The 24,186-nt window shown below is 63.0% G+C and carries 20 protein-coding genes; 6 read left to right on the plus strand and 14 right to left on the minus strand.

Going from position 1 to position 24,186, the window contains the following annotated elements:
- Positions 1-19: 19 nt before the first annotated feature.
- Positions 20-1,366: a hypothetical protein gene (locus PMI24_RS17430; RefSeq protein WP_007956153.1), complete on the minus strand. Its 1,347-nt coding sequence runs from the start codon at positions 1,364-1,366 to the stop codon at positions 20-22.
- A gap of 318 nt (positions 1,367-1,684) precedes the next feature.
- On the opposite strand from PMI24_RS17430, the gene PMI24_RS17435 reads away from it, so the two are divergent.
- The 5 genes from PMI24_RS17435 (at position 1,685) to PMI24_RS17455 (ending at position 10,191) form a co-directional block, all read left to right on the plus strand.
- Positions 1,685-3,133, plus strand: a complete 1,449-nt coding sequence (locus tag PMI24_RS17435; RefSeq protein WP_007956154.1) for a sensor histidine kinase — start codon at positions 1,685-1,687, stop codon at positions 3,131-3,133.
- Positions 3,134-3,292: 159 nt separating this feature from the next.
- Positions 3,293-6,100, plus strand: coding sequence for a multicopper oxidase domain-containing protein (locus PMI24_RS17440; protein ID WP_007956155.1), 2,808 nt, complete (start codon positions 3,293-3,295; stop codon positions 6,098-6,100).
- A 17-nt stretch (positions 6,101-6,117) separates the two neighbouring features.
- A complete protein-coding gene (locus PMI24_RS17445) occupies positions 6,118-7,188 on the plus strand; it encodes an SCO family protein (protein WP_007956156.1) in 1,071 nt (356 codons plus the stop codon).
- Positions 7,189-7,292: 104 nt separating this feature from the next.
- The gene (locus PMI24_RS17450; RefSeq protein WP_007956157.1) at positions 7,293-8,786 is read left to right on the plus strand and encodes a sensor histidine kinase; all 1,494 of its coding nucleotides are present in this window, start codon (positions 7,293-7,295) and stop codon (positions 8,784-8,786) included.
- Positions 8,755-10,191 (plus strand): sigma-54-dependent transcriptional regulator, encoded by a 1,437-nt coding sequence (locus tag PMI24_RS17455; protein ID WP_007956158.1) that lies wholly within the window; start codon positions 8,755-8,757, stop codon positions 10,189-10,191. Before PMI24_RS17450 ends, PMI24_RS17455 begins: the two co-directional genes overlap by 32 nt.
- Here PMI24_RS17455 and PMI24_RS17460 read toward each other — a convergent pair.
- The gene (locus PMI24_RS17460) at positions 10,182-10,550 is read right to left on the minus strand and encodes a hypothetical protein (protein WP_007956160.1); all 369 of its coding nucleotides are present in this window, start codon (positions 10,548-10,550) and stop codon (positions 10,182-10,184) included. The two genes, PMI24_RS17455 and PMI24_RS17460, sit on opposite strands and share 10 nt — an antisense overlap.
- Positions 10,551-10,726: 176 nt before the next feature.
- Between PMI24_RS17460 and PMI24_RS17465 the strand changes: the two genes are divergently transcribed.
- On the plus strand, positions 10,727-11,533 hold the full coding sequence (locus PMI24_RS17465; RefSeq protein ID WP_007956161.1) for a class I SAM-dependent methyltransferase: 807 nt from the start codon (positions 10,727-10,729) through the stop codon (positions 11,531-11,533).
- Here the strand turns inward: PMI24_RS17465 and PMI24_RS29630 are convergent.
- The 12 genes from PMI24_RS29630 to PMI24_RS17520 form a co-directional block, all read right to left on the minus strand.
- A complete protein-coding gene (locus PMI24_RS29630) occupies positions 11,508-11,765 on the minus strand; it encodes a hypothetical protein (RefSeq protein WP_338009802.1) in 258 nt (85 codons plus the stop codon). The genes PMI24_RS17465 and PMI24_RS29630 overlap by 26 nt on opposite strands.
- Positions 11,766-11,873: 108 nt before the next feature.
- The gene (locus tag PMI24_RS17470) at positions 11,874-12,566 is read right to left on the minus strand and encodes a hypothetical protein (protein ID WP_007956163.1); all 693 of its coding nucleotides are present in this window, start codon (positions 12,564-12,566) and stop codon (positions 11,874-11,876) included.
- Positions 12,567-12,683: 117 nt separating this feature from the next.
- Positions 12,684-13,472, minus strand: coding sequence for a ChbG/HpnK family deacetylase (locus tag PMI24_RS17475; protein WP_007956164.1), 789 nt, complete (start codon positions 13,470-13,472; stop codon positions 12,684-12,686).
- Positions 13,444-14,631: a GNAT family N-acetyltransferase gene (locus tag PMI24_RS17480; RefSeq protein WP_007956165.1), complete on the minus strand. Its 1,188-nt coding sequence runs from the start codon at positions 14,629-14,631 to the stop codon at positions 13,444-13,446. The genes PMI24_RS17475 and PMI24_RS17480 overlap by 29 nt, the downstream gene beginning before the upstream one ends.
- 4 nt (positions 14,632-14,635) lie before the next feature.
- Complete coding sequence (locus tag PMI24_RS17485; RefSeq protein ID WP_007956166.1) at positions 14,636-15,325, minus strand: GNAT family N-acetyltransferase; 690 nt, start codon at positions 15,323-15,325, stop codon at positions 14,636-14,638.
- 68 nt (positions 15,326-15,393) lie between these two features.
- Positions 15,394-17,313, minus strand: coding sequence for a hypothetical protein (locus PMI24_RS17490; RefSeq protein ID WP_007956167.1), 1,920 nt, complete (start codon positions 17,311-17,313; stop codon positions 15,394-15,396).
- Positions 17,310-18,629, minus strand: a complete 1,320-nt coding sequence (locus PMI24_RS17495) for a lipopolysaccharide biosynthesis protein (protein ID WP_007956175.1) — start codon at positions 18,627-18,629, stop codon at positions 17,310-17,312. Before PMI24_RS17495 ends, PMI24_RS17490 begins: the two co-directional genes overlap by 4 nt.
- Complete coding sequence (locus PMI24_RS17500) at positions 18,626-19,627, minus strand: polysaccharide deacetylase family protein (protein WP_007956178.1); 1,002 nt, start codon at positions 19,625-19,627, stop codon at positions 18,626-18,628. The genes PMI24_RS17495 and PMI24_RS17500 overlap by 4 nt, the downstream gene beginning before the upstream one ends.
- A gap of 13 nt (positions 19,628-19,640) precedes the next feature.
- Complete coding sequence (locus tag PMI24_RS17505) at positions 19,641-20,777, minus strand: glycosyltransferase (protein ID WP_007956180.1); 1,137 nt, start codon at positions 20,775-20,777, stop codon at positions 19,641-19,643.
- On the minus strand, positions 20,770-21,738 hold the full coding sequence (locus PMI24_RS17510; RefSeq protein WP_007956182.1) for a glycosyltransferase: 969 nt from the start codon (positions 21,736-21,738) through the stop codon (positions 20,770-20,772). Before PMI24_RS17510 ends, PMI24_RS17505 begins: the two co-directional genes overlap by 8 nt.
- Entirely contained in the window at positions 21,735-23,105 is a 1,371-nt protein-coding gene (locus tag PMI24_RS17515; RefSeq protein WP_007956184.1) for an O-antigen ligase family protein, read from the minus strand. Before PMI24_RS17515 ends, PMI24_RS17510 begins: the two co-directional genes overlap by 4 nt.
- Positions 23,102-24,154 carry a glycosyltransferase family 4 protein gene (locus PMI24_RS17520; RefSeq protein ID WP_375748072.1) on the minus strand — a complete coding sequence of 351 codons (1,053 nt, stop codon included), beginning with the start codon at positions 24,152-24,154 and terminating at the stop codon, positions 23,102-23,104. The genes PMI24_RS17515 and PMI24_RS17520 overlap by 4 nt, the downstream gene beginning before the upstream one ends.
- Positions 24,155-24,186 lie beyond the last annotated feature (32 nt).

The following is a 24,186-nucleotide window of genomic DNA, read 5'->3' on the forward strand; positions in this document are numbered from 1 at the left end:
GATCTGGGCATGTGAGCGTTCATTGCACGATGACCACTTCTTCGGTATCGCTGCCGCCGTTGGACGACGTCACCCGAACCTTGGCCGGTGGAATCGGCGTGATCCCGGTGGCCAGGGTTTTCACCGCGCCGTCGCCGCCCAGCGCACCAATGGCGGCGCCGGTGCCGGAGGTGGCGGTGAGCACCGGTGGCGAGGTTTCGTCACTGGTCGAGGCCACCACGGTCAATTGCCCGGAACTGAGGCTGTACTCGGCGCGCTGGATCACCACCAGGTCGGTCAGGGTCATGGGCAGGGTGGTCGGTGAACTGGTCGCGATCGCCAGATGGTTGTCGGCGGTCACTTGCAGCACGGTCGGCAAGGTCGGGTTGACCGCCGATTGCGCGTACCAGCTGCCGGTGCTGTCGGCTTCTTTCATGTTCACCACAGGCGTGCTGCTGGTGACGGCGGCGGTGCCTGGCGCTGGCGGGGCCTGGACGAATACGTCTTGCTGGGCCACCGGCGCACTGTCACCCGGTTTGCGCGAGTAGGTGCTGCGCTGCGGAATCAGCGGGGTCGGCCGCACCACCGTCGACAACTTGCCGGACACGGCGAAGGTCGTGGTGCGCAGGTCAATGCCGCCCGGGCCTTCGATGCGCACGTAGTTGGTGTTGAACGGGCTGCCGGTCACGGCTTCGTTGAGGTTCGGGTCGCCGACAAACTGCTCGGCCGCGCCACTCACCGGGTTGGTCTCGGTGTACGGCCCGTTGACGCTGCGCAGGAACGGACCGATGTCGCCCTTGAGCGCGCCGTCGTAGGTTTTCGGAGTGCCGATGCCGATGTCGCGGGTCATGTTGATGGCGCGGCGACCGGGGGTATCGACGTTGAACACATCGACCCCGTAAGGGTGGGTGATGACGTAGGTGCCAGCGGTCGGCACATCCACGCGAATGCGAATCCGCGCGAAGCTGACCTGATCGCCTTCGACCGGCTCTTCGGCGGCAAACGCGGCTTCGACGGCGCTCACGTAACCGAGGTTGATTCCGCGCGCGGCATCGACCAGCGAGGTCTCGCCGGTGAACCAGAACGCTTCATCGGGGAAGTTGGTGGGGAACACGATCGGCTGCGTGTCATCGAACACGCCGGGGGTCGGCAGCAGCGAGCACATGTACGACGGGGCGCCCGGTGTGCTCGGCACGCGGGAGCTGAGCGCTTTGGACAGGCACAGATCCAGGGTGCGACCGTGGGTGTCCTGATACCAGCTGGCGAAACCGCCATTGGCCGGTGTGTAGGGACCCGGATCGACGGCGAACAGAGCGGCCTGGGCAATGCCCTGGGCCAAGGCGCTCACGACCAGGACGGTCGCGGTTTTGGACAGTAAAGGGTGCATGAGTTAATCCCTCTATCAAAGTACCTGCCCCTTGGGGATGGGTCAGTTGCAGAGGGCTTTACAACTTCCATACCAACGACGGGCCAACCGGCCGCAAACGCCCGTGGCGCAAGGGTTCGCGGCTTGGCGTGGGGGAAAAGGGCGCAAGCCCGGATAGGGCGACTGTCCCCAGCATTGGGGATTGTGGGGGCATGAACGCCTGGCGGTTTTTGCCTGACCGGGAAATCGGCCGAGCATGGGGCCGTTCACCCCCCGGATCCGGGCAAACACCCAACCGTGGGCTATAACCCTATAGGGACGTATCGGGAAGTCGCCGCCATGAACATGCAGTCAAAATCGCTACCGATCGAGGAGAGCAGCCAGCGGCTGAACTCGCGCAAGCAGCCGTTCAACCTGTTGCGCTGGTTTTCATTGATCAGCATGGCAGTGATCGGCACCGTGGCCGTGGCGCTCGGAGCGGTGTCGACACGGTTCGTGATCGAAGAAAGCGTGCAGCGTGATGCCTTGCTGACCGCGCAGTTCATTCAGGCCATCGCGTCGGCGGAAGTGCGCCACGTCTCGATCCCCAATATCCGCACCATGGGCGAATTGCTCGACCCGCGCCAGGACAAGAACTTTCCCGACGTCGACCCGCAAGCCCGAGCCAGCGCCCGGGGCGAATTTCTCGATCACATCGAACACCTGCCGGACGTGATCCTCGCCAACATCTATGCGCCGGACCGTACCGTGATCTGGTCGACCAACCCCGCGCTGACCAACACCCGCATTCATGCCGACGAAGACCTCGACCGGGCGTTCGATGAAAAGATTCCGGTGTCGGCGAGTTATCACGATGTGGACAAGGGCCGTGAAGAACAGAAGTTCGTGGTGCCGCCGGAATACATCTTCATCGAAAACTACATCCCGCTGTTCGACGCCGAGGGCAAGAACGTCACGGCGATGGTCGAGATCTATAAAGAGCCCAAAGACCTGATCGCCCGCATGGAGCGCGGGCTGACGCTGATCTGGCTGGCCACCGCGCTGGGCGGCGGGCTGATTTACCTGGGGTTGTACTGGATCGTGCGGCGGGCGGCGATCTTGCTGGCGGCCCAGCAAAAACAACTGATTGCCAACGAAACCTTTGTCGCGCTGGGCGAGATGTCATCGGCGGTGGCTCACAGCCTGCGCAACCCGCTGGCGACCATCCGTTCCAGCGCCGAACTGGCGCTGGAGTTCGACGCGGGGCCGGCGCAGAAGAACATCAAGGACATCATCGGCCAGGTCGACCGCATGTCGAAGTGGGTGCGCGAACTGCTGCAATCGTTGCGCCCGCTCAATGACGACCCGGAACCGGTGAACCTGGTGGCGGCGCTGCACGACAGCCTGATGGCGTTCGAGCAGCAGATCGCCAAGGCCGGCGTGCACGTGGTGTTTCATCCCCAGCAGACGCCGATGGTGCTGAGCCAGCCCATCCAGCTCACGCAAATCCTCAACAGCCTGCTGGCCAACGCGCTGGAGGCCATGGACAAGGGCGGCACGCTGACCATCACCCTCGAACCGAGCGACAGCCGTGGCGTGAGCGTGATGCTCAGCGACACCGGCAAAGGCATGAACGAGGAACAGCGCAGCATGGCCTTCCGGCCGTTCTTCACCACCAAGCAGGGCGGCCTCGGCGTGGGGCTGGTGCTGGTCAAACGGATCATGGAACGCTTCGGTGGCGGCGTAAGCCTGGACAGCCGCGAAGGCGAAGGAACCACCGTTCGTCTGGCGTTTCAGCTCATTCAGTAAATTGGGGTGAACTTTCCCCCAGCAGTGGGTGTCAGGCCCCGGTCACCGGGGAGTGGGGAATGCAACAGCGCGCCCAAGTCCCTGTAACAACTGGAAATGATTTTCTGGCGAGGTAATTGCAAAACACCATCACCCCTTCCTTAGATGAGGCGGCTGGTGATGGACAGAGCAATGCGTGACCCCAAAAAGCTGTTTCTGTTGACGCCACTGAGCGTCTTTCTGATGTTGACCCTCGGCCAGATGACCGCGGTCCGAGCGAGCCCGATCGACGACGAGAACCAGCCGGAAACGTCTGACCCGTCGGCCTATTACGACGAGCCCGCAGACCGCGCCGGTGCGCTCAACGCGATCCTGACCATGCCCGAGGCCAACGAAGACTCCTTCGATCTGCCCGATGGCATCAAAGGCACGCGGAACACGACGCGCACGGAAAACATCCTGCCGCCCACCGTCCAGACCAGTTTCAATTACCCCACCAACGGCAAGCCGAGCCCGCTGTACGGTGCCCAGCCGTTTACTCAGCAACTGGTGCTGTTCGAAGAGTTCGGCCCGGAAAAACTCGACCCGACCACACCGGCCGCGCCGTTGAGTTTTCCACCGGCGGCCATCGGCCCGGCGCCGGCGCAAGACCCGAACAACATCGCTCGCAGCGCGCCTCCCGGTACGGCGCTGGATGCGTTCCTGCGTCAGCCGGGGCTCACGCCGTTTCCGAGTCAGTTCGCCAACACGGTTGACCGCAACCCGTGGCAGGCGCAGATCGAACTGTTCCTCAACCGTCACATCGGTTCGTCTGCCGAAGGCCGGCCACCGGGAAAAGGCTGGGCCCATCAGCGCTGGAACGAGTTCTACCCGCAAGTCGCCTACAAGACCGTGCAGACCGGTGCGCGCCTGAACGGCGGCCTGCGTGACAGCCGGCAGATGCACGGTTATGCCGTCGGCGAATTCGGCCCCGGCGGTCTGTACCACAACGTCGCGGGCGTGCCGGCGACCGATGGCACGGCCAAGGGTGTCGACCCACGGTTCCACCCGGCGATGCCGGTGCAGGACCACAACTCGGTGTGGACCTTCGACGGCACGCTGCCGCCGAAACTGTTGATGGTGCGCTATGGCCAGCCGGTGCTGATGCGTCACTACAACGGCTTGCCGATCGATCCTTCCGCCAACCGCGGGTTCGGTCTGCACACCATCACCACCCACGAGCACAACGGCCACGCGCCAGCGGAAAGCGACGGTTATGCCAACGCGTTCTTCTTCCCCGGCCAGTACTACGACTATCGCTGGCCGATCCAGCTCGCCGGTTACGACAGCATCAATACCAAGGCTGAAGACCCACGCGCGGCGTTCCCGTGCGCACCGGGGGAAACCCTGTGGGTCAACGATATTCAGCCTGCGAAAAAGACCTGCGACCACGGCACCATCAAGATTCGCGGCGACTGGCGCGAAACCATGAGCACCCACTGGTTCCACGACCACATGCTCGATTTCACCGCGCAGAACGTCTACAAGGGCAACGCGGCGATGATGAACTACTACAGCGCGCTGGACCGTGGCAACGAATCGGTGAACGACGGCGTCAACCTGCGTTTCCCCAGTGGCAGCGCCTTGCCGTGGGGCAACCGCGACTACGACGTCAACCTGGTGTTCGCCGACAAGGCCTGGGATCAGCAAGGTCAGCTGTGGTTCAACCCGTTCAACACCGACGGCTTCATCGGCGATCAGGTGTTGGTCAACTGGCAGTGGAAACCGACCCTCGACGTGCGGGCCCGCAGTTATCGCTTCCGCATCCTCAACGGTTCGGTGTCGCGCTACTTCAAGCTCGCCCTCGTGCGTGAAGTCAAAGGCAACGGCGGCGAATTCCAGGGGCCGAAAAACTCCGGCGTGTCGTACACCCGTGTGCCGTTCCACATGATCGCCAACGACGGCAACATCATGGAGCACAGCGTGCCGTTCGACGGTTCGATGGACCTCGATGCCGACGGCGACAAGCAGAACCACAACGCGATCCTGCCGACCCAAGGCATCGCCGAACGGTTCGACATCATCGTCAACTTTGCGAAAAACGGGATCAAACCGGGCGACAAGGTGTTCTTCGTCAACCTGCAAGCCCAGGACGACGGCAAAGGCCCGAAAGAAGTGATCCCGCTGGCCGACGTGCTCTCCGAGAAATACCTGCCGGTGATCAAGCAGACCAGCAAGGGCCCGCAGTGGGACAAGGGTGACCCGGTGGTGGGCAAGGTCCTGCAGCTCAACGTCAAGGCGTTCACCGGCCAGGACCTGGCCATGGACCCGGCGGCCTACGAGCCGGCCAAACCGGGCAAGGCCGAAGGCATGGTGATGATTCCGCTGAAGATCCACCGCGACAACGCTGCCGACAAGGCCCTGCTCGCGAAGGCGCTGCACCGGACCTTCATCTTCGGCCGCTCCGACGGTACCGATGAAGCGCCGTGGACGATCAAGACCGATGGCGGTTTCGGCTTCCACATGGACCCACGCCGGTTGAATGCCTCGACCAAACTGGCCAGCGGCCCGACCGACGCCGGGGTCAGCGGCACCGGCACCCTGGAAGTGTGGAACATCAAGGCCGGCGGCAAGGGCTGGAGCCACCCGGTACACGTGCACTTCGAGGAGGGGATCATCCTCAGCCGTGGCGGCAAGGCACCGCCAGAGTGGGAAAAATGGGCGCGCAAGGACGTCTACCGGATCGGTTCGGAAGCCGACGGGCTGGACAGCGTCGAGATGGCGATCAACTTCCGCGAGTTTGCCGGGACTTACATGGAGCACTGTCACAACACCCAGCATGAGGACAACTCGATGCTGCTGCGTTGGGACCTGGAAAAACCCGGGCAACTGCAGTTGATGCCGACACCGCTGCCGAGCTGGGATGGTGTGCGCTACGTCAACTCCGCCGCACTGCCAACCTTCCGCACTGGCGATGGCTTCGGCCCGCAAGTGACCGTGAAACCATGAGCAGGGAGGGAGCCGACATGACACAGCCAACGCCGCGCTCCCGCGCCCTGGGCATGCACCTGATTCTGGTGCTGGTCACCTGCCTGCTCGGCAGTCAGGTGCTCATCGCCCATCAGGCGCAGCCCGAAGGCGCCAGCGAATCCGCCACCCCGTGGGGTGGCGACTATTTCCCCAACACCCTGCTGACCGATCAGGACGGTCGGCAGGTGCGTTTCTTCGATGACCTGATCAAAGACAAAGTGGTGGTGATCAACTTCATCTTCACCTCGTGCAGCGACTCTTGCCCACTGGAAACCGCGCGCCTGCGCCAGGTGCAGAAACTGTTGGGGGACCGGGTCGGGAAAGACATCTTTTTCTACTCGATCACCATCGATCCGCTGAGTGACACCCCCGAAGTGCTCAAGGCCTATTCGCAACGCTTCAAGGTCGGCCCCGGCTGGAAATTCCTCACCGGCGAGTTCGAAGACGTCACCGACCTGCGCAAGAAGCTCGGGCTGTTCATCGAAGGCGTCGACAACGGCCGCACGAAGGATCACAACCTGAGCCTGATCGTCGGCAACCAGAGCACCGGGCGCTGGATGAAAGCCTCGCCGTTCGAGAACCCGTGGATCCTCGCCGACCAGCTCGCCAATACCCTGCAGAACTGGAAGCAGGCCAGCACCGAAGAAAGCTACGCGGACGCCCCGCAGATTCGTCCGCCGAGCAATGGCGAAGAACTGTTCCGCACCCGCTGCGCTTCGTGCCACAGCCTCGGCCCGCAGGATGGCGAAGGCATCGGCATGCGCAACATCGGCCCGGACCTGATCGGCGTGACCCGCCAGCGTGACCCGGCCTGGCTCAATCGCTGGATCCGCGAACCGGATCGCGTGCTGGCGGAAAAAGACCCGATCGCGCTGCAACTGTTCGAGCAATACGAGCGCATCCCGATGCCGAATCTGCGTCTGGATGAAGCTTCAGCGCAATCGGTCATCGACTTTCTGAGTGCCGAAACCGAGCGTCAGCATCCGTCCGTGCAACCCTTGGCCGACGGGGCGTTGACGCCAGTAAAACCGGGTTCTGCAAGCGAAGCGGTGAGTCGTATGCAGTAGCGGCTAAATAGCATCATTGAACCGTGTGTCACGGTCATTGCCACCTACACTCATTCGAGAAGGCGGCTGTAACGGGCTCGACACAAAAACGCCAGGGCATTCCCATGCAGCGACTGGAAGAACAAAAAACAGCAGCGCCGAACGTAGCGTTGGCAGCCATCAAGAGTTGGGGCGGGCAGTTCAATCTGCTGCGCTGGTTCTCGCTGGCCAGTTTTTTCATCATCGCGGCCGTGGCGCTGGGGCTGGGGTATATCTCCACGCGCTTCGTGGTCACCGAAAGCGTGGAGCGCGATGCGCTGCTCACCGCGCAATTCGTGCAAGCCATCGGCGATGCGGAAATGCGCCACGCCAACATCACGCCGCAACGGACCATGGGCGAGATGCTCGACCCGCGCCAGGACGGGAACTACCCCGACGTCGACCCGCTGGCCCATGCGTCGGCCCGCGCCGAGTTTCTCGATCATGTCGAACACTTGCCCGACGTGTTGCTGGCCACGGTGTACGCCCTGGATCGCACGATTATCTGGTCGACCAACCCCGAGCTGATCAACGTCAAGATCGAAGATGACGACGAGCTGGACGAGTCGTTCGAAATGAAAGTGCCGGTGTCTTCCAGCTACCACAAGATCGACGACGAAAAGCCCGAACAGAAGCTGTCTCGCGAACCGAAGTACCTGTTCATCGAAAACTACATTCCGATGTTCAACGCCGACAAAAGCAAAGTCGTCGCCATGGTCGAAATCTACAAGGAACCGGCGGATCTGGTGGACCGCATCGATCGAGGGTTCGCTTCGATCTGGGCCGCGACGATCCTCGGTGGCGCGGCGATTTACCTCGGATTGTTCTGGATCGTGCGCCGCGCCTCGACGCTGCTGCAGAGCCAGCAACAGCAGCTGATCAGCAACGAAACCTTTGTCGCCCTGGGGGAGATGTCCTCGGCGGTGGCCCACAGCCTGCGCAATCCACTGGCGACCATTCGTTCCAGCGCCGAACTGGCCCAGGAAATCGCCAGCCCGGGCGCGCAGCGCAATATCGGCGACATTATCAGCCAGGTCGACCGCATGTCGCGCTGGGTGCGCGAGCTGCTGGTGTCGTTGCGCCCGATGAGTGACGACGGCGAGGCGGTGGAATTGCTGGCGGCGGTCGAGGACACCCTGGGGGCGTTTGACGCGCTGATCCGGCGCAATGGCGTCGAAGTGCGATTCACGCCACAAAATTGCCCGCCGGTCGTCAGTCAAAAGGTGCTGCTGACGCAAATACTCAATAGCCTGTTCGCCAACGCCCTGGAAGCGATGCCCAAGGGGGGCGTACTCAGTGTCGAGATTGAAACACCGCACACCGGTCATGTGCGCATGACCCTGAGCGACACCGGCAAAGGCATGAGCGCGCAGCAGCAACAGCTGGTGTTCAAACCGTTTTTCACCACCAAGCAGGGCGGCCTCGGGGTTGGCCTCGCGCTGGTCAAAAGAATCATGGAGCGGTTTCAGGGTTCGGTCATTCTGACCAGCCGGGAGCAGGAAGGAACCCGCGTCAGTCTCAACTTTAGAGTGGCATCGGGAGGGGAATATGGAACACAGCATTCTGCTGGTCGAGGATGACGAACTGCTGGCCGAGAATATTCAGACCTACCTGGAGCGCAAAGACTTCGAGGTGACGGTCTGCCACTCGGCCGAGGACGCGCTGGGGCAACTGGAAAGCTTCATGCCGGATATCGTCCTGACCGACAACTCGCTGCCGGGCATGAGCGGTCACGATCTGATCCAGAAGCTGCGCATCAGCGCGCCGGAACTGAAAGTGATCATGATGACCGGCTACGGCAACGTCGAAGACGCGGTGGTCGCAATGAAGGAGGGCGCCTTTCATTACGTCACCAAACCGGTCGCGCTGCCGGAACTCAAACTGCTGCTGGACAAGGCCCTGGCCACCGAACGGATGGAGCGCACGCTGTCGTTCTATCAGGAGCGCGAGGCGCAGAAGTCCGGGGTGCAGGCGCTGATCGGCGAGTCGTCGCCGATGCAGTACCTGAAAAACACTATCGGCCAGTTGCTCGACGCCGAGCGGCGCATGGCCAACACCGATCTGCCGCCGGTGCTGGTGGAAGGCGAAACCGGAACCGGCAAGGAACTGGTGGCCCGCGCGCTGCACTTCGACGGCCCGCGCAGCAAAGGCCCGTTCATTGAGTTCAACTGCGCGTCGATTCCGTCCAACCTGGTGGAATCGGAACTGTTCGGCCACGAGAAAGGCGCGTTCACCGACGCCAAGGATCGCCGGGTCGGGCTGGTGGAAGCGGCGGACGGCGGCACGCTGTTTCTCGACGAGATCGGCGAAATGGACCTGCTGCTGCAGGCCAAACTGCTGAAGCTGCTGGAGGATCGCACCATTCGCCGGGTCGGCTCGGTGAAGGAACGCAAGGTCAACCTGCGGGTAATCAGCGCCACCAATTGCAACCTTGAGCAAATGGTCCAGCAGGGCAAGTTCCGCCGCGATCTGTTTTTCCGTTTGCGGATCATCTCGATCAAGGTGCCGCGCCTGTACGCCCGTGGCGAAGACATCTTGCTGCTGGCCCGGCACTTCCTCGCCAGCCACGGCAAGCGCTATGGCAAACCGAACCTGCACTTCAGCGATCAGGCCGAAGAGCTGCTGCTCAGTTACACCTGGCCGGGCAACGTGCGCGAACTGCGCAACATGCTCGAACAGACCGTGCTGCTGGCGCCGAGCGACACCATCGCCGCGCATCAACTGAACGTGTGCATGAGCCTGTGCGATGAGCTGCCACCGCAGCATCAGCACGAGGTGCCGCACACGCACTTCGAAGCGCGCCCGGCGAGCAACACCGAATCGATGAACCTGCCGGAGGTCGAGCGCGACATGGTGCGCAAGATGCTCGACAAGACCGACTGGAACGTCACCAAATCGGCGCGCCTGCTGGGCCTGAGCCGCGACATGCTGCGCTACCGCATCGAAAAGCTCGGCCTGGCCCGTCCGGACAAGCGTCAGTGGTAGACCGCGTTGCTGCGCGGACTCGGTGTGCCGAGGCATTCCAGCACGCACGTCGGGTCCAGCACTTCGTCGTTGACGTAGATGCCGCGTTCGGCATCGTAGGTGCGGATGAATACCCGCACCGTCGCATCGGCCACAGTGGGCAGTTGCGAGTCATGGAACACGTGGCGATCCGGGATGACGATGAAATCCTGCGGCGACGCGTCATCGAACGGCCGAGGTGGCTGAGCGGACAGCGACGGCGGAGCAGGGTGGGCAAAAGGCTGGTCCGCCCCGTAGTAGTTGAAGTTGCTGTCCAGCGCCTGCACCTGCGTGGCGGCGAGCAGACAGGCGGACAACAGCAGTCGATTGAACATTCCCATGGCAGCACCTGTGGAAGCGGATTTCCCCAAGGCTATTAACTATAGCTGTCCGCGGTGCAGGCGTAGGTGCAGGCGTTGGTGCAAGTGTTGTCGGCTTACAAGTTCGCAACAACCTGTTGCGCGAGGCTGAACTAGACTCGGGCCCGCTCAATTGTGAGCATCGCCCGGAGTGCGCCATGGAAGTGCCAAATAATAAAAACGCCGTCGAGAGCAATCGTCAGGCGTGGAATGATTCCGCCCGTCATCACCAGGATTCGCCCGACTGGCAGGCCTTGCTGACCGAAGTCACGCAGGCTGACTTTTCCTGCCTCGACGACACCCTTCGCGGCTTGCTCGAGCAGGTCGGTGTCGATGGCAAAGACGTCGTGCAGCTGTGTTGCAACAATGGCCGCGAAAGCCTGTCACTGTTCGCCCTCGGCGCCCGGAGCGTGGTCGGTATCGATCAGTCCAGCGCGTTTCTCGAACAGGCTCGCGAACTGAACAAGCGTTCGCCGCACAACGCCGAATTCATCGAGGCCGATATTCATCATTTGCCTGATTCGCTGCGCGTCCGTTTCGACGTCGCGCTGATCACCATCGGCGTCTTTGGCTGGATGCCCGACATCGGCGAATTCTTCCGCCACGTCGTCTCGACCCTGAAACCGGGCGGACAACTGGTGATCTACGAAACCCACCCGTTCCTGGAAATGGTCGACCCCGAGGCCGAAGACCCGTTTCGCCTCGCCACTTCATATTTCCGCGAAGAACCTTTCGTGCTGGAAAAACCGATCGTCTATGTCGGCAAGGTCGAACAGCCGGCGGCCAAGTCCTACTGGTTCGTGCACACCCTCGGCGCAATCTTCACCGCCGCCATCGAGGCCGGCCTGAACATCACGCACTTCAAGGAATACCCACACTCGAACCGGGAAGAAGTCTATGACCAGTACCAGAACCGCGAGGCGCAGATGCCGATGTGTTTTACGTGGGTGGGGGTGAAGCGCTGAGGCAGGTACAAGAGGGGGAGGCGAGAGGCGCTGTTACTTTTTCGGTGAGTCGGATACGGGCTTGCGTCACGTATCCGATTGCTCGAAACAACTCTTCATCGTCACCTTCTGCCAGTACCTGAGAGAGGTACTCACGGATGGTATTCAGATCAACCAGAAGTGCCGTCATTTCAAAATCGGATGTGTTTTGTTCCATCGGTTTGTCTCTGCGTTTCTGCATGAATGTATTCATTCACATGATTGCGAGCAGCCAGATGGAGCCGAAACTGAATGTCGCTGGTTCCTGTACGAGCGTAGGAAGATTCTGCGGCGCCGTCCTGGCCGCCGCAGGTTAAACCCTTCAAGCCTGCGCAGCCGCCGTCACCACCGGCCGTCCCGGTTTGCGCAGCGGGTCCAGGCGTGAGCCTTCATAGCGGGTTTCGCGGAAGAACCGCCATTTGCCGAACAGGCAATAGACGTGCATGACGCGGCCCTGCTCGTGGTAGCCCATGCGGATGTGCAGTTTCAGCGCCGGGATGTTGTGGGTTTCGCAGACGTCGACCACTTTGTTGCAACCCTGGGCTGCCATGGCTTCCCAGAGGGCGACCTGGACGTCCACCGACAGGCTGCTGCCGAAGTAGGCGCGGGTCATCTCGCCGCCGAATTCGAAGAACTCGCCGGGTTTGACCGGGAAGGTGCAGCCGTAATAGTGGCGGTCGTGGTAGTCGCGAATGCTGCCCCAGATAAACCCGACCGCGTGGCCGTCGGCGTCCAGGTACATGTGCCCGGTGTGGCCCTCGTTGGCCAGCTCGGCCATGGTCTCCACCCGGTCACCGAAGTGCCTGGCGAACGCGCCGGCATTCTCGGCGGTGATGTCGACTTTGCGCAGGCCGTCGTAAGGGCGCAGCTTGTGCGGCGGTACCGGGCTGACCAGGTCGCGTTCCATCCACAACAGTTCCCAATGGAAGAACACGTAGCGTTTCCACAACGTGCCGAAAGTGCGGCCCAGGCCTTTTTGCTTGATACGTTCGCGCAGCTTTTCAATGACGCTCATGATGCCCTCCGTGGCCGAAGCCCGGGTGTTGTGGATGACGCTTTTGTGGGTATAGATCACCCCTGCAAGTCCATGTCAAAGCGCCAGCTTTGAAAGTATTGCAAGTTGTGTAACGGTTCAGAGTGCCGCAGCACCGCGTAGAAAATCCTTGTTCAGATCGGCATAGGAAACCCGTGGAACGCCCGCCAGCCGCTGCTCTAGCACGCGGCTCAGGGACTCTCCGGGTTGCAGATAGGCGTCACCGAAATCCGCACCGAGCTGGTTCGGATGGGCGACGATTTCCAGCACGCCGTCGGTCGGCGCAGCAGCGTTGCGCAGGTCCACCGGTGTACAGACGTAATCCGCCGTGGCCCCGGCCAGACCTTGCAACCGACGGTTGAGCAAACCCTTGAACACGCGTTTGGGCAGGCTGAGGTTTTGCCCCAGGTTGCGCGCCAGGCGCACCGGCACACCTTGATGGGCAGCGAAGCGCGCGACGATCTCGCCGATCGGCCAGATGTTGTGCACGTGCTGATGCGAATCGAGGTGACTGGGACGCACACCGTGATCGACGCAGCGCTGCCACTGCGCCTGCAATTCTTCCTGCACCGCCTCGCGATCTTCGCGGCCCAGCCACAGGCTGTGGCGCGCCAGGCTGAGGTCGAACACGCCGTGGCTGTCGCAGAAGGTGCGACGCTCGAGAATGGCCCGGCTCAAGGGCCGGCCGTAGGTCAGGTTGAAGTGCAGACCGATCCGGCCTTCCAGCAGCGGCAGCCGGGCCATGGCGCAGGCCGCTTCGAACGCCGGCATGTTGGCCATGGCGGTGGCGGAGCTGATGACCCCGGCCTGGAACGCACCGAGGATCACCGCGTTTTCGTTCGGGCTCAGGCCGAAATCGTCAGCGTTGACTATGACTTGGCGAGGCATGTTCGCCCTCCTTGGTGGGGTTGATCACAGGTGTCGCAATGACCGCCGCCTTGGCCGCCGCACGCTTCGCCCGCCATTGTTGCAACGCAGGCTTGAGCCGGTGCCAGACGCGCAGACCGAGTCCCAGCAACAGACCGCTGGGACGCCACGAGTAGAAGCTCCAGCGCCAGTGTTCCAGTTGCCCGGTCATGCGTTCGTGCAGTTGATGGCTGGAGTTTTCCAGGCTTACCCGCGAGGCATCGATCCAGCGCCAGTTGTCGTCCAGCCCCCAGCGAATCCATTCCTCCAGCAGCACCCGGCCGCTGCCCAGGTCGGCGTATTGCGGCAGGAAAGCGAGGTTGTAGTCGTAGAGTCGGCCCTGCTCGAACAGACCGAGCCGATAGCTGATGCAACGCCCGTCCAGTTCCAGCACCACCACGCGCACCCGGCCCGAAGCGGCGAGGGCGGTGAAGGCGTTTTCCATGCAACGGCGGCTGCGTTCGCTGGCAAAGATCCCGACGCCTTCGTCGCCTTTCCAGCTCACCGCCTCGACTTCGCTGATGGCCTGCAACAACGGGCCCATGGTGGCTGCGTCGGGAATGATCCGCCGGACTTCGGCGCCACACGCGGCAATCCGCTTGCGGGCTCGGCGCAGTTTGTAGCGGGGATCGCCCGAGACTTCCTGGCGGTCGGCGTCGCTGATCAGGTGCACCGGCACTCGGCAGCTCAAGCGACGTTCGCCGGTGGAGCTGTGGGCCATCCATTCGGTGAGCACGCTTTCGTCGCCGACCGGCTCGGCGATTTCGTTGAGTTGCAGCAGGGCGTGGGGCACTCGCTGGCGAATCAGCCGCAGGGCCTGGCGCATGTCGTCGGCATTCAGCAGTGATAGCAACGCCAGGCGATCGGCCAGCGGATAACCCAGGTGATGCACCACCCGAAACGGCAATCCGAAAAACTGTTCACGGCTCGTCACCAGTGGCAGGCACAGGCGCAATTCGTCTGCTTCCCAACCCAGCAATACATGCAGCCGCTCGTGCGCATCGAGCGCCTGCTCTGCCGCGCACAGCCAGTCGAGGCTGTTGAACGGCGTGTGATCCGTCACCCGCAGGCGCAGCGCTTCATAGGCCGCCGCCGGGAAATCAGGTGCGCACAACGAGGTGCGCCATTCGAATTGCGCCATAGGCTCAGGTCGCCGTTGCTGTGACAGGTGGACGGGAAGGTTTGCGCAGCGCGTCCAGGCGCGATCCGCTGTAGCGGGTTTCGCGGTAGAAGCGCCAGCGACCGAACAACTCATACACATTCATGATCCGGCCCTGTTCGGTATAGCCCATGCGCAGGTGCAGCTTGAGCGCCGGGATGTTGTGGAACTCGCAGACGTCCACGACCTTGTCGCAGCCCTGGGCGGCCATGGCTTTCCACAGTTCCAGTTGCAGGTCCACCGACAGTTCGGTGCCCCAGTACGAGCGGGTCAGTTCGCCGCCGAACTCGAAAAACTCGCCGGGTTTCACCGGGAACATGCAGCCGTAGTAATGGCGGTCGAAATAGTCCCGCGCGCTGCCCCAGATGAACGCCACCGCATGGCCCTGATCGTCCAGGTGCATGTGCCCGGTGTGATTTTCCCGGGCGAGTTCCGCCATGGTGCCGACGCGGTCGCCGAAGTGGCGGGCGAAGGCACTGGTGTTGTCCGGGGTGATCTTCACCACCCGCAGCGGCGGGTAGGGTTTGAGGCTGTGAGGTGGCACCGGACTGACCAGATCGCGCTCCATCCACAGCAGTTCCTGGTGAGAAAAGACGTAGTGCTTCCACACCTTGGCCACGGTAGCCCGCAGGCCTTTCTGTTTGATGTGCTCGCTGACTTTTTGCAGAACATTCATGGTCGTTGCTCCTGATGACGAGTCATCGCGCGGCCAGAGGCCTGCGCGGCCGGACATCAACAGGGCGGTCATGAGGCGCTCCAGCTCAGGGCAAACAGGGTTTGTCCCGGCAGCTCGAAGCGCACGCGACCGTCCTGACAGCGAAAAGGCGCGTCGCGGCTGCGGTTGTCGGCGCCGAAGTAGCGCAGCGCGCCGTTGTTCAATGGGCATTTGGCGCCCGCCAGATCGACACGCTGCAAACGCGTGCCCTTGTTCACGCCGAGCAGCCCGCGTTGATCGTCGCTGGCCATCGCCAGCACATCGACTTCGAACGCGTCGTTCTCCAGCCACAGCACGTTGTGCATCCAGTGCTGCTGGATGAACTGCTGCGCCAGGCCCACCGGTTTCAACTCGAAGCGGTCATCGCCCAGCACCCGCAACATGCCTTTGGGGTATTGCGGCTCATCGGCGGCCTGGAACCAGTTGAGCATCGTCAGCAGACCGTCCTGGGAGGCGTTGATCACCACCGAGGCCCACCACAGCGAGGTGAAATGGGTTTCCTGATCGTAGGGGCTCAGGCTCGAGCCGCTGGACAGGTTGGTCTGATCCAGCAGCAAGGCCTTGCGCGGCTGGCCCTTGGCATCGAGGCCGACCAGATCGGCAGCGCGGCGCACGCTGTCGCGGTACACGCGAGTGGCGAGCAGGTCGCGAATCATCCATTCGTGCCAGGCCAGCGCATCGACCTGATCGGCGGATTCACTCAGCAGGCGCCGGGCCCAGTCGATGCCACGCTTGTTCGCCGCGTTGTCAGCGAATGGCCCGTTGACCAATCGCGAACTGGCCGGCATCGCGATGCGCACGCCTGCCTTGGCATTGGCCGGATCGCTACGCACCTGCCGGGCCATGCTGGTGAAGATCGAACGGTATTGCTCGTAACTCGAATAATTCAGGTTGGGCTCGTCGGCGAACCCGATGTAGTGCGTGCCTTTGCCGCCCAGCGCACGGGTGCCGGCGAGCCAGGCGTCGAGTCCGCTGTTGCTTTGTACGTCGGCGCGCAGGTCAGCCTGGCGCTGACTGCCGGCGAGCAAAGTGATGTCCTGACGGATGCCGAAACGGTCCTGATAGACCTGGCGAAACGCATCTTCGAAGTGCGGCTTCTTCGCCGTCACGTCGACGAAACTGTAGTAACTGGCGGCCGTCGGTTTCAGCGCATCGAGCACCGGATGGCTGGCGGGCGGCGGCATCACGTAGGGCAGGGCGATGCCCAGATCCGGGGTGCGGCCAAGGACTTTGTCGTGCAGGGTCAGGCGCGTCTGGCCGTCGTCTTCGCGCAGCGGTTTGAGCTGTTGCGGGGTCTGCGCGAACAGATTGGCCGTGCCGTCGAGCCAGAACGCCGCTTTGCCGCTGCCTTGCAGACGCAGGCGCCAGACTTGTTCGCGTTCGCTGACCGGCAACGCCACCTGATCGAACTGCCAATAGGCGCGATAGGGTTTCAGCGCCAATGTCAGGGGCTGCCCGTCACCGACCCGCTGCGCTTGCAGGGCGCTGACCCCGCCGTGGAACTTGCCCGCCAATATCGCGTGCTCACCCGCGGCGACCTTGAAATACAGCTCATCGCCGTTACGGGTTTCCGCACTGAAATGCACCTTGGCCGGAGCGAACAGGGCCACGGTGTTTTCGTCGTGCTCGACTCGATAACTGCGGAAACTGTAGCCGGGGATTTCCAGCTGATAACTCGCGGCCCCCGGCGCCAACGGCCAGCTCTGGCTGCCACGGGTTTCACTGGCCTTGATGAAGCGCTCGCCCTGCAATTTGCCCCGGCCGTCGAGCAGGAAGAGGTGCTCTTCGTTGGCTTCTGCCTGCCACGCCGGCGCCCAGCGCACGGTCACCGTGTCGGGGCGATCCGCTTGCAGGTACAGGCTGCCGTCACGAATGTCGCCCCAGCGCATCGACGCCGCGAAGGCGTCCAGCGACAGGCCGAGACCGAACAGCAGGGCCAGGCCTTTCATGCTGACTTCCGTTGTAAAAAACGACGCTGCAACATCAGCCACATCGGCGTAAGGTCGCTGGGCAGGATGATCAGGGTTTGCCAGAACGCCACGCCGCTCAACCGGCAGTACAACACCAGCATCGCCACGGTCACCGCCAGATAGGCAATCGACGAAGCCGCCGCCGCGCCGACGATGCCGTAGGCCGGAATCAGCAGCAGGTTCAGCGCAAGATTGAGCAGCGCGCCGATCCCCATCAGCAACGACACCGTGCCGGGGCGGTTCTTGCCGATCAGGTCCAGGCGCAGGATGCTCGCGTAGCACAGGCCCAGCAGCCCCGGCAGCAATGCGAGCAGCGCCGGATACGCCGGTTGGTAGGCGACGCCGAACAGGGTGACGATCAGCCATTCGCCGATCACGGCCATGGTCAGGCAGGCGCCGAGCATCACCGTGGCGGTCAGGCGCAGGGCCAGCGGCGTGACCTTGTCCATGCCTTCGTCCTGTTGCAGCAGGCGTTTCATCAGCGGCGTGGTCACCGCTTCCGGGACGATCAGCAGCAGCTCGGCGGCGGCGCTGGCCATCGCGTAATGCCCCAGGGCTGTGCTGCCGAGCAAGGCGCCGATGAACAGGTAATCGGAACGCAGGATCACTTGCTGGAACAGCAGATCCGGGTGGCTGCGTGCACTGAAGCGCAGCAGCTCGTTCTGGCTGGCGCGATCCCATTGCAGCTGCAACGGCTGCGCACGTTTGAGCCACAGCCAGCCGACCAATACCACCAGGCTGATGCCGGCCAGCCAACTGATCAGCGCGGCTTCAAGGGCCGCTTCTTTCCACATCCAGAACAGCGCGAGAAACAGCAGCAGCGGCGCCAGGGATTCCACCAGCCGCAAGGCGTTGAACGCGACCACGCCGCCGGACGCATTGTGCAAGGTCAGCAGACCGCTTTTGAGCACGGTCAACGGCACCGCCAACAGCAACAGCCACGCCAGCAGACCGAGTTGCATCGTCACGTCCAGTTCACTGCCGAACTCGCGCACCAGTGCCACAACCAACAAGGTCAGCAGACCCGCCAACAAGCAGCCGAACACCAGCACTTGGGCGAGCAACAAACCCATCGGCCGTTGCTTGGCGGCCTGATAACCGACCGCCGAATTCAAGCCGCCACTGGTGGCCGCGCTGATCAGATCGGGCAACGTGCTGAGCAGAGCGAACAGGCCCCGTTCGCTGGGCCCGAGAATTCGCGCCAGCAGCACATTCCTCAGCAGGCGCAGGGCGATCATCGCCAGTTTGGTGCCCATGCTCAGCGCCAGATGCTTGAGGTAACTGCTTCGACTCATGGTCGCGCCCCGCGATAGATCCGCCACGACAGCAGTTCCGGATTGCGCGCGGTGCGCTGACTGACGCCGAAGCGTGGCAGGTTCAGCGGATCACCGGTGCCGCGATAGATGCCGCTGCCAGTGCCGAGCGCGAAGGGGTAATCGTGATGGGCGATCTGTTCGCGCACCCGCTCATCGTTGTCGCCGTTGGGGTAGCAATAAACCGGCAACGGCCGGTTGCAGCCATTGAGCATGGCATCGCGGCTGCGGCTGATTTCTTCGCCCAGGCGCACATCATCAAGACCGGTGAGGATGGCGTGACTGGCGCCGTGGGGACCGAACCGCACCAGGCCGGAAGACTCCATTGCCCGCACCTGATGCCAATCGAGTGCCTGAGGCTGCGACTCTTGCGGGCATTCGTCGGTCAGGCGTTCAAGCATCATCGGGTCGAGCGCTTTAAGCCCTTGCAGGTAATGCAGCAGGGTCAGACTGCGCCGATCCACATCGATGTCATCCAGAAGCACCGGCACGGGATGGTGGATCGACTGCAAATATTCGATCAGGTGCATGCGCGGCTTTTCGCCATGGCTGCCCCACAGGGTTTCGCCGATGCTTTCCCACCAGAAACGCTGACGGCTGCCGATGAAATCGGTGGAGAGAAAAATGCTCGCCGGCACCTGATGTTTCTGCAGCAACGGAAAGGCATTGGCGGCGTTGTCGCGCCAGCCGTCATCGAAGGTCAGCGCCACCTGCGGACGCTCGGTGCGCAAGGCGTTGGGCTGGAGGATTTCCATCAGCGGCACGCAATCGAAATGCTTGCGCAGCCACACCAGCAAATGTTCGAAGGCCTTGGGCCCGACGCACAGTTCGTTGCGGTGCGGCAGGTCGGCGGCGCGATCGTTGGCCAGCACCCGGTGCAACATCAGGATCACACCGGCGCCGTGTAACTGGTTTCGTCCCACGGACGAGTTGAGATAGAGCCAGCCGCTGGTGCGTTTAATCAGTTGTTTGATCGCCATGGCTCTGTCCCTCTCAACGGTTTTGGTCAGGGTTCCACTGGGCGTAACGCTGGCCGCGCAGGAACTGCCACAGGCCGATGCTCATGCCCGCCAGTGTCACCAGCAGGAATGCCGCAAGGCGGAACGGTTTGGGTAAGCGGTGTTGCGAATCCAGCAGGCCGGCAATCGCGATGGCGTAGCCGACCAGTTGCGCGATCAGGCAGAGGCGATAGAAACCGTGCTCTTCCCACAGCCAGAAATTGCTCAGCAGCAACGGCAGCAACAGGATCGGCGCCAGGCGGCGGATCAGCTTGTGGCTGATCAACGCAATCGAATACAGCCCGTGCTTGAACGGGTTGAGCAGTTCGCTACGTTGCGCCAGGCTTTGCAGACCGCCGACGGTGACCCGCTGGCGACGGCGAAATTGCTTGTCGGCTTCGTCGACGCCGTGGTCGATCACCTGCGCTTCGGGCACGTAGACGATGCGTTTGAATTTCACCGGGGCGCAGGTGCTGATGAAGAAATCGTCGTTGACCTCGGCCGGCACATTCTCGAACAGTTCGCGGCGCAGGGCGAGCAGGGCGCCGTCGGCGGAAACCATGCAACCGGTGCGATTCTCGACCCGGCGCAACCAACCTTCGTAGTGCCGATAAAGGCTGTCGCCGATGCTTAAACCGCCGCCGGTGACCGGAATCACCATGTGCCCGGCGCAGGCGCCGACCTGCGGATCGCTCAAGGGCGCCAGCAGGTAGCCGAGGGTTTCCCGCGACCATTGGTTGTCGGCGTCGGTGAACACCAGAATGTCACCCGTGGCCAAAGCCGTGCCGGCGTTCAGCGTGGCGGCCTTGCCCTGGCGGGGCAGGTCGAGCACGGTGATTCGCGGGTCGACGACCTTGTGCGCGCAGGCCACGGTGTCGTCGGTGGAGCCGTCGCTGGCCAGAATGATTTGCAGGGTCGCCGGCTGATAATCCTGGGACAGCAGCGAGCGCAGCTTGTGTTCGATGTGCCGCGCTTCGTTGTGGGCGGCGATGACGATGCTGATGTTCAGCGGCGGTGCCGGGCTGTGGCGCCACGCCGGGAAAAGCGGCGCGAGCAGCGTCAGCAGCAGCGGGTAGCCGACATAGGCGTACACCGGCAGCAGCAGGCACATCCAGAAAATGAATTCAGCCACGGGCAGGCCTCCTGGCGTTCCAATGACACAGACTGAGAATGAACGCGGCGCCCGCCAGGTGCAGGCGCACCCAGTGCAGGCCCCACAGTTGCAGGGTGAAACCGAGGTCATGTTGCCGGCGGCTCTGACGCACGCTGAGTACCAATCCTGGAATCAGCGTCAACATCACCATGATCGCGGCGTGATGGGGAAAGCCGTCGAGCAGGGCAGAAATCGCCAGGAAATCGAGAATCCAGACGAAGATCGACAACATTGGAAATCGCAGCAGGCGCAGGCTGAACCCGTGACTGCGCAGCAGTTGCAGATGGCTGCCCTGGCGCCACAACTCCTTGCCCATCCATTCGCGCCAGTTCATTTCGTAGCCCCAGTGCAGGGCCACGCTTTCGTTGACCGCGAGTAACTGGGCGCCCCGTTCGCGCAGACGCAGGGTGAACTCCTTGTCCTCGCCAGTGCGCAGGGTTTCGTTGAAGCCGCCGACCTTGTCAAACCAGGACCTGCGCATCAACAAATTGGCGCTGGGCAGCCAGTCGACGACGTGGGCGGCGTGGTTCGTCGGGCGTAAGGTGCGGCGCTGCCACGCGGTGGCGTACCACGGCGCGGCGGCGGGGGTGTGCAGGTCGAGCCCGAAGACATCGGCCTGGCCTTCGGCTTCGAGCGCGAACAGTTGGGTGAGCCAGTCTTCGGGCATTTCGATGTCGGCGTCGATGAACGCCAGCCATTCCCCGGTGGCAATCGCCGTGCCGCGATTGCGCAGCGCACCGATCAGTAGCCCCGGCATCACCAGCACCTGGGCGCCGAACTGCCGGGCGATCTGCGGGCCGTCGTCGCTGGAGCCGTTGTCGACCACGATCAGCTCGCACTCGACATTCGCCGCGTGCGCCGCCTTCTGCGCGGCCAGCAGGGTGCGGCCAATGTGCCGGGCCTCGTTGTACATCGGGATGACGATGCTGATCCGGCTCATGCCCTGGCCTCCGTCGTCGGAGCCTGCTCGGCTTTCAGGCGCAGAACGCTGGTCAGCGCGAGCATGATCCACAGGTATTTCTGGTTCGGTGCGCTGAGGAACATCAGGAACAACGTCAGCGACAGAAAACTCACGCCCAGATGGGTCATCAGATCCGCCTGTTGCCAGTTGCGCCGCAGCATCCATTCCTTGCGCGCACGCATCAGGTTGTACAGGCCCAGCGCGAGCATGCCGACGAACATCAAACCAGCGGGAACCCCCAGTTCGCTGAAGATTTCCAGGTAAGTGTTGTGCGCCCGGCGGTACAGGTCGCCGATCTTGCGGTTGGCGGAAAACGCCTTGGCGTAGCCGGTGGTGGCGTAGTGCAGCGGGAAGGTGCCGGGGCCGGAACCGAGCAGCGGGTTCTCGCGGATCATCTGGCTGCCGACCACGATGTACGAGGCGCGGCGGCCGAGGGATTCGTCGTTGTGCCCCTTGGCCCCGGCGCTCAATACGCTGAGGGACTGGATGCGCGCGATGTAGCCGGCAGGCATCGCGTAGATCGCCAGCGGAATCGCGATCGCCGCGCCGAGCATGGCGAAGCCGAGATGACGCGGACGAATCCGCGCCAGTTGCGCGCGGTAGTGCCAGCAACCGATCACCAGACTCAAGGCCAGCACCACCAGCCCGGAGCGCGACTCGGTCTTGGTCATGCCGCCGAGCAACAGCAGGCAGCAACCGCCCCAGAACAGGCGATGCAACAGGTTCGGGCTGCGGATCACCAGCAGCAGCCCCAGCGGAATGGCGAACGCGATCAGCAGGGCGAAGGCGTTGGGGTCTTCGAGCAGGCCGGCGGCGCGGCCCTGATCCTGGAATTTGGTGGAGAACATGGCCATGGCGCAGGTCGTGCTGACAGCCAAAGTCACCAGTCGGGCAAACAGGTCGAGGTTCAGCTCGCGGCCGATCAGCAAGGTGATGACAAACAGAATCAGGCCGACGCTGATTTCCCGCAGGTGACCGAGCGACATGCCCATGTCATCGGTGTTCAGCAGGCTCAGAAAGTACAGGGTCATGAAGGCGATCAGAAAGCGCCAGATATTGCTGCGCAGACGATCCGAAGGAATCTGGTGCATCGCCAGTTGCAGCATCAGGATCACCGCCAGCGAAGCGCCGATCAGTTTGCTGCCCGACAGTGAGCTGTCTTTGAAGAAGCCCTCGAACGGCACCAGCGCGGCAATCCCGAGCAGGCCCCAGGTCGGTTTGCGGTACAACACCGCGAACCCCACCAGACCGAGCACGGCGCCCGGCGCGAGGTAGGGCCAGGGGCTGGCCAGCAGAGCGATGCAGACCAGGCCCAGCAGACTGACGATCGAGAGCGGAAAAATCATGCGCGTGCCTCCCGTGCCGTGCGGATGTACAGCTGCGACCAGCGTTCGGCCAGGGCCTTGAGGTCGTAGCGGTCCTGTTGCGTGCGTTTTGCGTTGTCGCGCAGTTGCCGCGCCAGGCCAGGCTCGGACAGCAACGTGTCGAGCTGGCGGGCGAGGGCGGCGCTGTCGGTCGGGGCAGCGAGCAAACCGTTGTGGCGGTGCTCCAGCACATCGGGAATCCCGCCGACACCGAATGCCACCACCGGTACCCCGGCCTGCATCGCTTCCAAAAGAATCATCGGCGTGCCTTCGGTGCGCGAGCTGATCACCAGCGCATCGAGTTGCTGCCACCAATGCCGCATGTCGGTCTGATAACCCGGCAAGCGGATGCGTTGCTGCAAGCCCGCGGCGTCGATCCGTGCCTGCAAGTCTTCGCGTTCCGGGCCGTCGCCGAGCATCACCGCGTCGAGTTGCGGGTGCTGATGACACAGCGGGATCAGCGCGTCGAGAAACAGATCCGGACCTTTCTCACTGCTCAAACGCCCAACGTAGCCGGCGAGCCAGCGTTGCCGGGGCGCATCGGAAAGCAGCGCGGCGGCTGCCGGCAATCCGTTGGGGATCACCTGCAACTTCTCCGCACGCACGCTGGCCTGACGGTGCAACACCGCGATGCTTTCGGCGACGCACACCACCCGATCCACCGATGCCGTGCGGCACAGTTGCAGGCTCAGCCAGGTGTAGAACTTCTGCTTGCGGCTGCGCGGGGTGAAACCGTGTTGAGTGATCACCAGCGGCAGGCGCAACAGCGTGGCGCCGACCCAGCCGAACAACAGGCCTTTGAAATTGTGGGTGTTGATCAACGGCCGTTCACCGCGACGCTGACGCAAGTGCCGCAGCAGGGCAGCGAGCCCTGCGCAGCCTTGTGCATCGACGCCGGCCTCGCGAAAGCGCGCGATCAGTTCCGGCGGCGCGTCGAGGAACAGCACCTGGTGCTGCCCCGGCGTTGCCAGGCAATGATCGAGCAACATCCGCTCGGCCCCGTAGAACCCGCCGCTGCTGAGCAAATGCATGATCGGCAGCGCGGCGTTCTGGGTAGAGGGCG

The organism is Pseudomonas sp. GM25, assembly GCF_000282255.1.
Taxonomy (GTDB): Bacteria; Pseudomonadota; Gammaproteobacteria; order Pseudomonadales; family Pseudomonadaceae; genus Aquipseudomonas; species Aquipseudomonas aphyarum.

Excerpts from the sequence above, each read along its gene's own strand:
- PMI24_RS17465 (WP_007956161.1), top strand. The coding sequence starts at position 10,727 with ATGGAAGTGCCAAATAATAAAAACGCCGTCGAGAGCAATCGTCAGGCG.
- PMI24_RS17470 (WP_007956163.1), bottom strand. The coding sequence starts at position 12,566 with ATGAGCGTCATTGAAAAGCTGCGCGAACGTATCAAGCAAAAAGGCCTG.
- PMI24_RS17490 (WP_007956167.1), bottom strand. The coding sequence starts at position 17,313 with ATGAAAGGCCTGGCCCTGCTGTTCGGTCTCGGCCTGTCGCTGGACGCC.
- PMI24_RS17430 (WP_007956153.1), bottom strand. The coding sequence starts at position 1,366 with ATGCACCCTTTACTGTCCAAAACCGCGACCGTCCTGGTCGTGAGCGCC.
- PMI24_RS17445 (WP_007956156.1), top strand. The coding sequence starts at position 6,118 with ATGACACAGCCAACGCCGCGCTCCCGCGCCCTGGGCATGCACCTGATT.
- PMI24_RS17435 (WP_007956154.1), top strand. The coding sequence starts at position 1,685 with ATGAACATGCAGTCAAAATCGCTACCGATCGAGGAGAGCAGCCAGCGG.
- PMI24_RS17460 (WP_007956160.1), bottom strand. The coding sequence starts at position 10,550 with ATGGGAATGTTCAATCGACTGCTGTTGTCCGCCTGTCTGCTCGCCGCC.
- PMI24_RS17510 (WP_007956182.1), bottom strand. The coding sequence starts at position 21,738 with ATGAGCCGGATCAGCATCGTCATCCCGATGTACAACGAGGCCCGGCAC.
- PMI24_RS17440 (WP_007956155.1), top strand. The coding sequence starts at position 3,293 with ATGGACAGAGCAATGCGTGACCCCAAAAAGCTGTTTCTGTTGACGCCA.
- PMI24_RS29630 (WP_338009802.1), bottom strand. The coding sequence starts at position 11,765 with ATGAATACATTCATGCAGAAACGCAGAGACAAACCGATGGAACAAAAC.
- PMI24_RS17485 (WP_007956166.1), bottom strand. The coding sequence starts at position 15,325 with ATGAATGTTCTGCAAAAAGTCAGCGAGCACATCAAACAGAAAGGCCTG.
- PMI24_RS17450 (WP_007956157.1), top strand. The coding sequence starts at position 7,293 with ATGCAGCGACTGGAAGAACAAAAAACAGCAGCGCCGAACGTAGCGTTG.
- PMI24_RS17500 (WP_007956178.1), bottom strand. The coding sequence starts at position 19,627 with ATGGCGATCAAACAACTGATTAAACGCACCAGCGGCTGGCTCTATCTC.
- PMI24_RS17480 (WP_007956165.1), bottom strand. The coding sequence starts at position 14,631 with ATGGCGCAATTCGAATGGCGCACCTCGTTGTGCGCACCTGATTTCCCG.
- PMI24_RS17515 (WP_007956184.1), bottom strand. The coding sequence starts at position 23,105 with ATGATTTTTCCGCTCTCGATCGTCAGTCTGCTGGGCCTGGTCTGCATC.
- PMI24_RS17520 (WP_375748072.1), bottom strand. The coding sequence starts at position 24,154 with ATGCATTTGCTCAGCAGCGGCGGGTTCTACGGGGCCGAGCGGATGTTG.
- PMI24_RS17475 (WP_007956164.1), bottom strand. The coding sequence starts at position 13,472 with ATGCCTCGCCAAGTCATAGTCAACGCTGACGATTTCGGCCTGAGCCCG.
- PMI24_RS17495 (WP_007956175.1), bottom strand. The coding sequence starts at position 18,629 with ATGAGTCGAAGCAGTTACCTCAAGCATCTGGCGCTGAGCATGGGCACC.
- PMI24_RS17455 (WP_007956158.1), top strand. The coding sequence starts at position 8,755 with ATGGAACACAGCATTCTGCTGGTCGAGGATGACGAACTGCTGGCCGAG.